Genomic DNA, 12,778 nt, shown 5'->3' on the forward strand with positions numbered 1-12,778 from the left:
GGCGAGATCGGCGAGATCGGGGAGCCCGGCGAGCCCGGCCGGGGCGCGCCTGCGGTCGTCGCCGGGGTGCGGCTCGGCGGGGTGCGGGTCGGCCGGCCGCGGGTCGTCGGGGCTGTGCGAATCGCGGCCCGGACGCGGCACGCGCGGGTGGGACGCGAGCGAGCGCGGCCGGGCGCGAGGCCCGCGGGGCGGGATCGCATGACCAGGGCACGGGCCCGGGGTGATGGGTGTCCCGGGAAACCTTCTTGCGGCGGGACGTGTGACCGGACGTGTGAGCGGCACAATCCCTGGCATGGTCAACGCGTCCGAAGCCCACCGCGGCCCCGAAGCCCACAGCGGCCCCGAGCCTCCCCGCGCTCCCCAAGCCCACGGGGCTGCCGAAGCCGACGGCGGCTCCGAAGCCCACGGCGTCCCCGATCCCCATCGGGCCCTCGCCGACGAGCTGCTCGCCGCCCTCGATCCGCTGCCCTTTCCGCGCCGGATGCGGGAGCTGGCCGGGCGGGCGAGGGCGGCCAGTGCCGAGGGGCGGCTGGGCGCGCTGATCGAGGAGTTGGAGCGGCGCGGGACGTACGAGCGGCGGCTGGCGGCCGTGGCCGCGGCCGCCGGCGGGCGCACCGGCCATCTCGTGGCGCGGCTCGCCGACCCGGACCCCGTGGTGCGGCACCGCGCCCTCGACACCGCACGCCGTGGCGGCCCCGGCGCGGTTCCGGACGACGCGCTGGAGGCGGCCTTCGAGGACGCGCCCGCCACCGTACGGCGCGAACTGGCGCGCACCGTCGTGGCCGGGCGGCGCACCGCGCTCGCGGACCGGATGGTCGAGCCGTTCCGGGAGCGCTGGGGCGACGGCGAGGCCGCCCGGCTGCTTCCCGGATGCGGCGCCGAGACCGTGGCGCGGCTGCTGCCCGGGCTGTTCCACGCCGTCCGCGGCTGGCGGTCCCTCGTCTCCCGGCATCCCCTCGCCGTCCTGGACGAGGCGGCGCGTCAGCTCGCCGCGCTGCCCGCGCCGCTGCGCGCCGACTGGTGGGCCCGCTACGCGCCCTGTGTCGCGCTTGCCGCGCCCGTCGAGCCCGAGCGGGTGCTGGAGCTGCTGGAGGACTACGGCCAGGGCCCGCTGCCGACTCCCGTACGGGCCCGGCTGTCCGTGCTGGTGGCCGCCGATCCGAGCGGTACGCTGCGGCTGCTGCTGGCCCCCGAACACAGCGGCACCCGGCGGCGGCTGGACCGGGCCGTGCTGCGCCGGCTCGTCCGCGCCGACCCGCCCGAGCTCGCCGAACTGGGCCGGGCCCTGCGGCACGACGCGGACCCCGACGCTCTCGCCCGGCTGCTGGCCGCACTCCCGCCCGCCCGCCGCTCCGCGTTCTACGACCAGGCCACCTACGACCAGTCCAGCGGCGATCAGTCCACGTACGGCCAGGCCGCTGGCGACCGGGCCACCGACGGTCAGGCCACCCACGGACGCGACGCCGCCCACGTCGCCCACGCCGTTATCGAGCCCGCCGTGCTCGAAGTCCTGCCGCGCCCCCGCCGCCAGGCCGAGGCTCGCCGGATGGCCGCACAGGCGCGCGAGCGCGGCGCGCCCTGGACCACCGTGCTGGAGTCGGTGGCCCATCTGCCGGTCGAGGAGGCGCGCGAGGAGCTGGCGGCCGCCGTGCGCCGCTCCTCGGCCGAGGACCGCGCCCTGGCCCATCCGCTGCTGATCCGGTGCGTCGCCCGCTCCGGCGACCCGGAGGCCCTCACCGAGCTGCTGCGCCTGCTGGAGCGGCTGCGCAACGAGCAGGACCCGGTGCGCTCCGCGGCGCTCGGCGCGCTCGCCCACACCCACCCCGGGCTGTTCACCGACGACGCCGCCGAGCACCTGGACCGGATCGCCGCCGACGCGATCTCCGCCCGCGACTCGTCCGCCGCCACCCGCCAGGCGCTGCGCCGGCTGGCCGTGGCGCTGCTGCGCGAACACGCCGTCACCGGGCGGCGGCAGCTGCTGGGCTGGGCGCTGCGCACCCTCACCCGGCTCGCGGGCAGTGTCGGCCCCGCCGACCTGGGCCGCCTCGACCACCAGCTGCGGCGCGGCCAGGAGCAGGCGGTGTTCGAGGCGCTGCGGCCCTGGCTGGAGGCGGGCGCCGAGCGGGTCGACCACGAGCTGACCTTCGCCCTCGCCCGCTCCCTCGGACGGCGCGCCCACACCCTCCCCGAGCTCCAGGAACTCCTCTGGCAGGCCATCTCGTTCGGCAGCGACACGACGGCCCGTACCGCCATCGGGCTGTGGCTGGAACCACCGGCCGAGCGGGACGCCCGCGTGGCCGAGCTGCTCGCGCACGAGCCCTCGGCGGCCGTGCTGCCGCCCGTCCTGGCCGTGCTGACCCGCCGTCGCACCGATCTGCTCGACCTCGTCCTCGGCGATACCCCGCCGTACGGGCGCTTTCTGCCCCCCGGCACCCACTGGAACCCGCCCACCGGGCGGGACACCGGCCGCTGGCTGCCCCGTCAGCAGGCCGCCGCCGCCCGCGTCCTGGACCGGGCCGCCGCCGACACCTCCCTGCGGCCGGGGCAGCGGGCGACCGCCGTCGCCGACGCCGCGCCGATCCCCGGCCACGGCGCGGCCACCGTCCGGACCTGGACGGACACCGACGATGTGGTCCTGGCCGAGGCCGCGCTCGCCGCCCTCGCCCGCACCGACCGCCCCGGCGAGGCCCTGCCCGCCCTGCTCGCCCACGCGGGCGACGACCGGGCCCGGGTGGCGATGTACGCGGCCACCCGGGCGTCCCGGTACGTCGAGCCGTCGCGGCTGGGGCGGCTGGTGCGCGGGGTGCTCGCCCCGGACGGCGTCGCCACCGCCGTACCGCCCGTCCCCGCGAAAGTCACCAGCCGTAAGGAGGCCGTCCGGCTCGCCGCCACCCTGCTCCCGGTGGCCGACGCCGCCGCGCTGCTCGCCGACGCCTTCGAACTGCCCGGCCAGCACCCCGATGTGCAGGCCGCCTGTGTCGCCTTCGCCACCGGGCTGCTCGACACCAAACGCGCCTGGGAGCTGCTGACCGCCGCCGCGAGCGGACGGCGCGAGCTGCGCCACGCCGTGCTGCGCACCCGCCCGCTGGACCTCCCCGAGCCCCACCGCGGCCGCTACGCCCAGCTCATACGCGCGGTCTGCGACACCGACGACCCCGAGGTGGCGGCGGCCGGGTACGGGGCGCTGGCCCGCTGGTCGCCGTGGGCGCCGGACGCGGCGGCCGTGCTGGTGGCGGCCGTCACCGACCTGGGCAACCGGGCGAGCTGGCGGCCCGCCGCCGACGCTCTGCTGGACCTGATGGCCGCGGCGCCCGACGGTTCGCCCGGTGACAACCCCTTGGCCTGGGCGCTCGCCGCGCTCGCCACCGCCGACGCCCGGCCCGGCGGCCCCGACGCCGAACCGGACCGGGACCGCCCCGCCCACCGCCGCATCCGGCACCTCGCCGACCGGCTCGCCACCCGGGCCCGGATGCGGCCCCGGGTGACCCGGCGCACCGCGCGGGCCGCCGGTGAACTCCTCGCCGGATACGAGACGTTCGTCCAGGAGGCCGCCCATGTACTGGTGAACGCCCTCGACCTGGACTCCCGCCCCGGCCCGCTGACCGCCGCCCTCGCCCGCCTCGCCCGGCTGCACACCACCCGCCCCGCGCTCGCCGTCCGTACCGCCGACGCCCTGCGCCGACGGCTGAACACCGCCACGCGGCCGGGCTCCGACGCGGCCCTACTGCGCGCCGCGCGGGAGCTCGACGAGGACGGCGGCCACGCCTCCGGGCTGTTCGCCGCGACCCTTACGGAGGTGGCCGGGGCCCGTACGGAATGGGCGGAGCCCTGGCGGGAGCGGCTGCGCACGCTGCGCGGCCATCCGCACGCGGATGTGCGGGACGCGGCGCTGCGGCTGACGACGACGGTGGAGTGAGGCGGCGGTGTGGCCGGGGGCGAGGGGTCCCGGGGGCCGTGGGAGGCCCGGGGGCCGGGGGCGCGGGGGCCTGGGCGGTCGCGGGGGGCCCGGGATCCAGGGGTCCCGGGGGTCAGTCGCTCTTGTGCCAGGTGCCGTCGGTGTAGTCGTAGGCGTAGGCCGGGCGCCCCTTGACGCTGCTGGTGTGGAACGGCGAGCCGTGGTCGTCGATCCGCACCGTCCCCGAGCGGCCGCCGCTCGACCAGTCCAGCTCCAGGTACCAGCTGCAGTCACAGCCCGCCGTCCGGGCGTTGACCAGCAGCACCTCCGGATCCGAGGCCGAGACGCGGTAGGGGAAGTGGACGGCGGGGATCGGCTTACCCGCGTCATTGCCCTCCGTGGGCCGGGCCAGCGGACGGGCGGCGTCCAGATTCACCGCGAAGGCGCGCGGGGTGAGGGAGCCCCCGCAGCCGTTGTCCATGGCGAACGACGACCACGCGAGCGGGGTGCGGCGGCCCACGACCCGTACGTGCAGGGCTTGCAGGACCACGGCCGACGAGGCCCGGCCCTGCACCGTGACCTCCACATTCGTGGTTCCGCCGTGCACCGCGTCATGGGCGGCTGCCCATGTCGGGGCGTCCTGCTCGGTGGGCGGCGGGGCGACCTGGGTCGGGGGCCGGTCGATGAGATAGCGATGGCCGCAGCCGTTCTCCCAGACATGGGAACGGGTGGAGAGGGTGAGCGGGACCTGGGTGGATCCGCCGTGGTCCGTCCCCTTGGTCGCGCCGGGCGTAGGGGACCCGGAGGCGTCCCCCTTGGCCCTGCGCTCCTTACCGCCGCGTTCGCCCTTCCCGTCGTCGCCGCGCGGTGCGCCGGACTCCTTGTCGCCGTCCGTCTTCTGACGGTCCAGATGGCCTCGCGCGGTCGGCCCGGCGGGCGGGGTGGAGGTGGGCGCGGCGGAGGGAGGCACGGCCGCGGTGTCCTTACGGCCGTCCTCCCCGGGCGGCCGCACCTCGACCGCCGTAACGGCGAGCACGACAACGGCGGCGGCCCCGGCGAGCAGCGCCCACGGCCGCCGTGCGCGTGAGGCGGTGGCGGTGGCGGCGTCCGTGGCGTTCGCCGCCACGGCCCGCAAACGGGTCCGCTTGGCGGGCGGGGGGTCAGCCTTGCCCGTGGGTGGGGGGCCGGTCTTGTCGGTGGCCGTGCGTTCGGCCTTGGCTGTGGGTGCGGATTTGGCCGTGGCCGTTAACCCGGCTTGGGCGGTGAGCGCGCCGGGCGGTTCGGCTCGGGTGCCGTCGTCCCGGTCGGTGGCCGGGGATCCGACCTCGGCCGTGGGCGTGGCGGGCGGTTCGGCTCGGGTGCCATCGGCCCGGTCGCCGTCGTTCCGGTCGGTGGCGTCGCCGTGCTGGCGGGGGTTGCCGTCCTGGTGTGCGGCCGCGCCGCGGTGCGTGGCGCCATGGGCCTGTGCCGACCGGTCCGGGCCGGTGTCGCCTCCGGGGCGGCCCGGTGCGGGGTCGGCCACGGCGGACGCGTGGTGTGCGACCGGGCGGCGGGCGTCGGGCATCGGAGTGGCCCTCGACGCGTCGGCCGGGGTGGCGGTGTCGTGTCGCTCCGCTGGCCGCTCATCGGCTGCCGCGCCCGGCTGGGCGTCGCGCGAGCGCGCACCGGCCTCCGGCCCGCTGCCGTTGTCTCCGGCCGGGCCGGTGGTCATGGCCGCATCCGGGTGAGGGTCGGTCACCGGGCCCGAGCCGGACGTGGCGACGCGCGCCTCACGGCGGTCGGCGGCCAAAGGCGCGGCGGGCCCCGAGGCGGCGGGCGGGGTGGTGGTCCCGGACGCGTCCGACGCGGCGTCGGTGCCTCGTACGCCGGCCGAGTGCCGCGGCGCACCGCCACCGGACCGGGCGTTGCTCCCCCGCACCGCGCTGTCCGCGGCCGGGCCGTCTGCCGCGTCCTCGCCCTCGCCCCCGCGCGGAGCCGACACCGCACTCTCGCGCGCGCGGCGCTTCGCGGCGTCCGCGAGGATCCAGCGGCGGTGGAGGGCGACCAGCTCCTCAGGGGTGGCGCCGCACAGCCGGGCGAAGCGCTCGACGGGGGCGTACTCCGCCGGGACCGCGTCGCCGTTGCAGTAGCGGTGCAGCGTGGACGTGCTGACGTGCAGTCGTGTGGCCAGCGAGCCGTAACTGCGGCCCGAGCGCTCCTTCAGCGCCCGCAGTCTCTCGGCGAAATCCTCGACCTCTTTGGCGTTCCCCACGCCCACCACCCCCCAATATCGTCCCCGGCACCGCGAGTCGTCCCGTGGGCGTCCCACGAGCGCGTTCCAGGGTGTTGTCATACCCCCAAGTCAGCGTACGTGCAGGCGTTCCAGCGTCCCGAATGCCCCGCCGGTCGTAGCCGCCGCGGCCAGGTGGCGCACACGCTTGTCCTGCCGCCGCGACCTCCCGGTGCGACGGCGACATGCTGAAACCCTGAGATCGGGAAGAGACGGGGAAACACCTCATGCGCAAGCCCACGCACTCATTCCGCGGCGCCGCGCCCGGCGTCGTGGCAGCGGCCGCGATCGTGGCCGTGGCCGGGACCGGGCCGGCCCTGGCCCATGCACCGCAGGCCCAGGCCCAGGCCCAGGCCCAGGCCCAAGCCCAAGCTCAGGCTCAGGCGGTGGTGCCCCAGCGCACCCCCGGCCACCTCGTGCCGAGGGAGCTCCCGCCGCATCCGAGCTCCGACTGGTACGCGAGTGATGTCACCAAGGGCCTGCCCGAGACCCCTCCGTTCTGCGTGGAGAAGACCTTCCCGTCGGCCGGGGCGACCCACCGCACCTTCTGGACCGAGTACGACACCGGCGCCACCCAGATCGTGGTCAGGACAGGCACGGTGGAGGCGGCCCGCAAGCTCGCCGCCGCGGCCGAGAAGAAGATCCAGAACTGCGCCGCCGACTGGGAGAGCCAGTACCCGGAGGGCACCGCCTCATGGCGGGACTACGGCCCCCTGACGGCCGAGGACGGCGCCCATGTCTACGGCGTCCACACCTCGTACCCGGACTCGGAGCCCGGCATCCACCTCTTCGGCGTCGGCCGCGACGGCCGGACCGTCACCGTCGTGACGTGGGGCGAGATGGGCGGCTACGACCAGGCGCCGCTGGCCGACTTCAAGCGCACCGTCACCACTGCCGTGGTCAAGCTGTACCACCCGTGAGCAGGGTCTGACGGGGGTCCTTACGGGGCGTACGGGGGTGCGGCCCGAGGGGGCTGACGGGGGCTGACTGGGGTGAAACGGCCTGAGGAGGCCGACGGGGGACGGGGCCGTGGCCCAAACGGGGCCAACGGGGCCAACGGGGGTGACGTGGCCCGGGGCCGACGGGGGCGGCCGAGGGTCTGACGGGGGACGCGACCCGAGAGGGCTGGCGGGGGATGTCGCCCGAGGGGGCTGACGGAGGATGCGGCCCCAGGGGGCCGTCGGGGTACGGGGGACGTGCCCCGACGGGGACGCGGGCCCGAGCGGTGTCAACGGGGGTGATGCCGCTCGGGGCCGAGGGGGAGGGGGATCCGGCCCGAGGGGGGCCGACGGGGGATCCGGCCCGAGGAGGGCCGACGGAGGCCGACGGCGGCGGGGACCGGTGGCGGCCACGCGTACACACGGGGGTACGCGTCGCCGCCACCTCCGCGTGTCCCGGGCCCGCCGTCCTCGGGCCCACCGTGTCCGGGGAGGGGCCATGTCCCTGGGGGATGCCAAGACCCGGGGAGGTGACGTGTTCCGGGCAACCGGGCCTCAGTCAGGTGACGTGTTCCCAGGAGCCGCGGAGACCCGTGGCGGAGGGTCGATCATGAGGGCACGTGGCCGATATGGTCGAGGCACGCCGCCCCACCGGACGCCCGACCGTCGGAGGTTTCCCGTGCCGAACGGATCGCTCTCCCTCGCCGCCTCGCTCTACCTGCTCTCCTACGACCCCGAGACCGGCCGGCCCGCCGGTGCTCACACCGCCCTCCTCGTCCGCGCCGCCGCCCTCACCGAACTCGTTCAGCGGGGCATGCTCACCGACGCCGACGGCAGCCCCTGCCCGGTGGCCGATGCCGCCACCGGCGACCAAGCGCTCGACAGGCTGCTGGAGCTGATCGGCGAATCCCGGCCGCGCAGCTGGCAGATCTGGGTGGGACATCAGCCGCGGCTGACCGAGCACGCGGTCCGCGACCAGATGGTGGCGGCTGGATATGTGCGGGCGAAGGGGAAGCGGATGCTGGGGCTGTTCCCGGCCAAGGAGTACATGCTGGAACGGCCCGATCAGGTGGCCGGGATGCGGGACGACGCGGTGCGCGTCCTGCGCGGTGAGCAGCCGGCGGCCGAAGTGTCCGAACGGGACGCGGCGTTGGTCACCCTGGCGGCGGCGGGTGAGCTGAGGTCCGTGGTGACGGCCACGGACGCCAAGGTCCGCAAGCGCCGGATCCTGGAGCTGGGGGAGCGCTGCGGGGGCATGGGCCCGGTGCTGGAGAAGGTGATCGCTCAGGTGCGGACGGCGCTCGCCGCCGCCGTCGTCACGGCCGTGCTGGCGTCGACCACGGCCGTGACCGCCACCTGACCCCTCACCGGTAGGGGCGGGCTCAGGCGCCCGTACGGGCCAGGACGTCCGTACGGGGCCGGGCTCGGGGTGGGTGTCCGGGGTGTCCGGGGTGTCCGTACGGACTTTCGGGGTGCCCGTACGGACGTCAGGCGTCTCTCAGGAGCGATGCCAGCCCCTCGTCCAGGTCGAGCTCCCCGGCCTCGCTGCCCTCGGGGACGACCGCGTACGACCGGCCGAGGAATCTGCGGAGGTCGGCGGTGTCGAACTGGACCATGGCCATGCCCTCGGGGGCATGGAACTCCAGGACCGTCCCCTGCGGTCCGCTCGGCCACATCTGCACATCCCCGCTGCCCGCCGGGCCACGCAGCCCGGCCGCGAGCAGCTCGCGCCCGAACGTCCACTCCACCGCGGAGCCGTCGAGGGACGCGGAAGGCGGGAAGGAGACGCGGACGGCGAACGGGTCGTCCCGCTCGTAGCGCAGGCACGCCGGAATCGCGCGTGACTCGGGCGTCGACGCGATGAGCTGTGCCCGGACGGCTTGGTCGATGACAGTGGTCACGTCGGCTCCCTTGCGATAGGTGCGGGGCGCGTCGCCCTTACGACTGTTAAGACGTTTGGGCGATCAGGGCAGTGCACCCACTTTCTACGTGACGTGCGTCACGACTGATTTTTCGGGGGGACATAGGGCATTTAGAGTTGCCAAACCATGCAAGGTCTCGGGCGCCGTGCGGAGCTGTTACAGAAACGTCGGCAATGACGAGGCACCCACCCCAGGGGTTGTTCCACCATGACCGAAGGTCACGCGGCGCTCGACACGGCCGCCTACAGCCGAATCTACGAAGCCGAATATTCGCGTCTGTGCGGATATGCCCGAACTCTCACCGGCAACCCCTGGGTTGCGGGGGATCTGGTGGCCGAGGCGCACTACAGCGTGTGGCGTCGGATCCGCGCCGGGCATCCCCTCGGTGCCGATGCCGTCCCGGCCGAGCTGACGGGCGCCGTAAGGGCGCTGTCGGCCGGGGTGGGGAACGGGGGGCCGCCGCAGCAGGCGTCGTACCTCGAACCGCTCGTCCAGGTCCTCGACGAGCTGCCGCAGCGCTGGGTCAAGGTGCTGTGGCTCGCCGAGGTGGACGGGCTCCCGTCGGAGGAGGTGGCGTGGCAGGCCGGGGCGAGCCCGGACGGTGCGGCGGCCCTGGTGGAGCGCGTCCGGGAGAGCGTGCGCCAGGAGTTCCTGCGCGCCCAGCCCGGCTATCCGGCGAGCGCCGCGTGCGGTGGGCACTGGGAGGGGCTGCCCGACCATGTGCGGGGCGCGGACTCCCCGCACCAGGCCGAACAGATCGCCGTGCACATCGACGGCTGCCGGGACTGCCGGGGCCGGATGGAGCAGCTGGTCGCGGCCGACGACCGGCTCCCCGCGCTGACCGGCCCCGCGCTGCTCGCGCTCTATGACCGGGACATGGCGCGCTTCCTGGCGCCGCTGGCGGCCGCCGGTGCGATGGGTGCCGCGGGCGCCGTGGGGGCCGCGGGCGCCGTGGGGGCCGCCGGAGTGGGTGCCCTGGCGACCGGCGGCGGTGCGCATGCGGCGCCCTCGAACGGGCCGCTGGTCTCCTCCCGCCGTTCCATGCACCACCTCGTCCGCGGGCAGGTGCGCCAGGCGGGGCCGGTGGCGGTCGCGGCGGCCGCGGGCGGGGTGCTGCTGGTCGCGGGGGCGGCGGTCATGACGGGGCTGGCGCTGACGGACGGCGGCTCGGCGGCGGCGCAGCAGCCGGCGGCGGCCTCGCAGCCGTCCATATCGGATACATCCGACTCCGCTGATTCTTCCGCTTCTTCCGGGTCGTCCGTCACGTCTGAAGCCTCGCGGCACTCGGGCGGGTCGCGGGCGGGCGTTCCGGGGGAGGCGTCCCGGAACCGGCCGTCCAGTGCGAGCGTGCCCACCGGGCACGCTCCGACGGATGTGCCGTCCAGTGCCGTATCCCCCTCGCGCAAGGCGCCGACGTCCGGTTCCTCCGAATCGCCCTCGTCGCGACCGTCTTCGCCCGCTTCGTCCTCCGCGTCGAACGGCCCGTCGCACCGGCCGACGGACGAACCGACCCAGAAGCCGACCGCGAGGCCGACGGATGGCGGCACGTCGGACCCGGCTCCGAGCGGGCAGCCGACGCAGCGGCCCACGGCAAAGCCGACCGACCCCGGCGGCTCCGGCTCCGGCTCCGGCGACTCCCGGGACTGTGTCTCGCTGGTCGTCCGGCTCTGCGTCTCCCACTAGGCCCAATAGGGGCTGTCCGGCGTCCGGCGGATCGTGACGCCTGCGGCGGGCTGTTCCCCTCCCCGCCCCTTCCCGAACCTGGGGCTCCGCCCCAGCCCCCGTACCGGGGCTCCGCCCCAGCCCCCGTACCGGGGCTCCGCCCCAGCCCCCGTACCGGGGCTCCGCCCCAGCCCCCGTACCGGGGCTCCGCCCCAGCCCCCGTACCGGGGCTCCGCCCCAGCCCTCGAACCGGGGCTCCGCCCCTTCCCGCGGCATCGATAGGCGGCTCCGCCGCGTGGTGGGGCTGCGCCCCACACCCGGGGTCCAGGGGCGGAGCCCCTGGTATCGGGAAGGGGCGGGGAGGGGAAAGCCTCGATATGCGGCCGCCCCATGGTCCGCCGGACACCCCGTGGGACCGGGAGGTGGCCGCTGGCCGGGCCGAGCGCCTTACGGCTGACGGCTGCCGTGATCACGGGAGCCGTCCCTGCGGCGCCCGGACCCGCAGGAAGGCCCGGCACGCCCCGCGATGCGGCGCCGTTCGCCGTCTTCCGCGGCGTCCGTGTTCCCCATCCGTGGACGCCGATCCCGTGTTCCCCATCCGTGGACGCCGATCCCCCTCATGGGCTAGCTTCCAGGCCCATGAGGGGCATGGGGATCATGGGCATGATGAGACGTGTGGTGGCGGCCGGGCTCTGCGGGGCGGCGCTCGCCGCCGTGGCGGCCGTGCCCGCCGACGCCCAACCGGCGGGCGGGGAAGGCCGGTTGGGGCTGGGCTGGCGGCTCAAGGAGAGCGGCACCGACGCCCGGTTCCGCGGGCTGGCCGCGATCAGCCGGACGACGGCGTGGGTCGCGGGCACCAAGGGCACGGTGCTGCGGACGCGCGACGGCGGGCGCAGCTGGGCGAATGTCTCGCCGCCCGCCGCGGAGGGGCTGGAGTTCCGCGATGTGGAGGCGTTCGACGCGCGCCGCGCCGTGGTGCTGGCCATCGGTGAGGGCGAGTCGTCACGGGTCTTCCGTACGGATGACGGCGGCGCCACCTGGAGCGAGAGCTTCCGGAACACCGACCCCCGCGCCTTCTACGACTGCATGACGTTCTTCGACACCCGCCATGGGATCGCGCTCAGCGACCCGGTGGACGGCCGGTACCGCATCCTGTCCACCGGCGACGGCGGCCGCAGCTGGCGCGTCCTGCCGTCGGACGGGATGCCCGCGGCGCAGCAGGGCGAGGCCGCGTTCGCCGCGAGCGGGCAGTGTTTGGTGGCCGCCGGGGGCCGCGGTGCGTGGTTCGCCACCGGTGGCGCGGCCACCGGCCGGGTGTTCCACTCCACCGACCGCGGCCGCACCTGGACGGTGACCGATATGCCGATCCCGGCGGGCGACCCCGCGCGCGGGGTCTTCGGACTGGCCTTCCGTGACGCCCGTAAGGGCCTCGCCGTCGGCGGTGACTACCGCCCCGACCAGCCGTCGCCTCGGGCGGCGGCCGTCACCGGGGACGGCGGCGCCCACTGGACCCCGTCCGCCCAGCCGCCACCCGCGTACCGCTCGGGCGTCACCTGGCTGCCGTACAGCTCCCGCGCGGCCCTCGCGGTCGGCCCGACGGGCACCGACCTCACCCTTGACGCGGGCCGCACCTGGCGCCCGGTCGACCAGGGCTCCTACGACACGGTCGACTGCACCCCGGACCTCGCGTGCTGGGCGGCGGGCGAAAAGGGCCGCATCGCTCGGCTGGAGCCGACCAGCGGTCCATAGGACGATTGCGGGCCCGTGCCGTCCTTACGGTCGTTGCCGGCGGTGTTCGGCCAGGGCCGGGGCGGTACGGGTCGCAAGGAACTCGGTGATGGTGTACTCGCCGATGCCCGCGACCACGAAGGGGTCGCTCGCCACCATCTCCTCGATCCTCGCCCGGTCGTCGCCGAGCGCCAGGATGACCCCGCCGTCGCGGGGGTTCTTGGGCCCGGAGGCGAGGAAGACGCCGTTCGCGAAGTGGTCGTCCACCCAGACGAGGTGCTCGGGGAGGGCGGCCTCGACGCGGTCCGCCGAGGCGGTGTACGTGATCTCCAGTACGAACATGACGGGCAGGCTAGTAACGTGA

At 75.9% G+C, this 12,778-nt stretch carries 8 protein-coding genes; 5 read left to right on the top strand and 3 right to left on the bottom strand.

The window, feature by feature from the left end; translation table 11 throughout:
* Nucleotides 1–292 precede the first annotated feature (292 nt).
* Nucleotides 293–3,916, top strand: a complete 3,624-nt coding sequence (locus JK364_RS29795) for a hypothetical protein (protein ID WP_230992681.1) — start codon at nt 293–295, stop codon at nt 3,914–3,916.
* A gap of 112 nt (nt 3,917–4,028) precedes the next feature.
* Here the strand turns inward: JK364_RS29795 and JK364_RS58155 are convergent, their stop codons facing one another.
* On the bottom strand, nt 4,029–6,146 hold the full coding sequence (locus JK364_RS58155) for a transcriptional regulator (RefSeq protein ID WP_372462009.1): 2,118 nt from the start codon (nt 6,144–6,146) through the stop codon (nt 4,029–4,031).
* A 245-nt stretch (nt 6,147–6,391) separates the two neighbouring features.
* Between JK364_RS58155 and JK364_RS29805 the strand changes: the two genes are divergently transcribed.
* Both JK364_RS29805 and JK364_RS29810 read left to right on the top strand, forming a co-directional pair.
* The gene (locus tag JK364_RS29805) at nt 6,392–7,084 is read left to right on the top strand and encodes a hypothetical protein (RefSeq protein WP_201854439.1); all 693 of its coding nucleotides are present in this window, start codon (nt 6,392–6,394) and stop codon (nt 7,082–7,084) included.
* 697 nt (nt 7,085–7,781) lie between these two features.
* Nucleotides 7,782–8,462, top strand: coding sequence for a GOLPH3/VPS74 family protein (locus JK364_RS29810; RefSeq protein ID WP_201854440.1), 681 nt, complete (start codon nt 7,782–7,784; stop codon nt 8,460–8,462).
* Between the two features lie 127 nt (nt 8,463–8,589).
* On the opposite strand, the gene ssgD is transcribed toward JK364_RS29810, so the two are convergent.
* Entirely contained in the window at nt 8,590–9,003 is a 414-nt protein-coding gene (ssgD, locus tag JK364_RS29815; protein ID WP_201854441.1) for a spore wall synthesis regulator SsgD, read from the bottom strand.
* Nucleotides 9,004–9,231: 228 nt separating this feature from the next.
* Here ssgD and JK364_RS29820 point away from each other — a divergent pair, with 228 nt between their 5' ends.
* On the top strand, nt 9,232–10,707 hold the full coding sequence (locus tag JK364_RS29820) for a hypothetical protein (RefSeq protein WP_201854442.1): 1,476 nt from the start codon (nt 9,232–9,234) through the stop codon (nt 10,705–10,707).
* Between the two features lie 636 nt (nt 10,708–11,343).
* Nucleotides 11,344–12,435 carry a WD40/YVTN/BNR-like repeat-containing protein gene (locus tag JK364_RS29825; RefSeq protein WP_201854443.1) on the top strand — a complete coding sequence of 364 codons (1,092 nt, stop codon included), beginning with the start codon at nt 11,344–11,346 and terminating at the stop codon, nt 12,433–12,435.
* Between the two features lie 24 nt (nt 12,436–12,459).
* Here JK364_RS29825 and JK364_RS29830 read toward each other — a convergent pair whose 3' ends face one another.
* Complete coding sequence (locus JK364_RS29830) at nt 12,460–12,756, bottom strand: YciI family protein (protein ID WP_201854444.1); 297 nt, start codon at nt 12,754–12,756, stop codon at nt 12,460–12,462.
* Nucleotides 12,757–12,778 lie beyond the last annotated feature (22 nt).

This window comes from Streptomyces endocoffeicus (assembly GCF_016741935.1).
Lineage (GTDB): Bacteria > Actinomycetota > Actinomycetes > Streptomycetales > Streptomycetaceae > Streptomyces > Streptomyces endocoffeicus.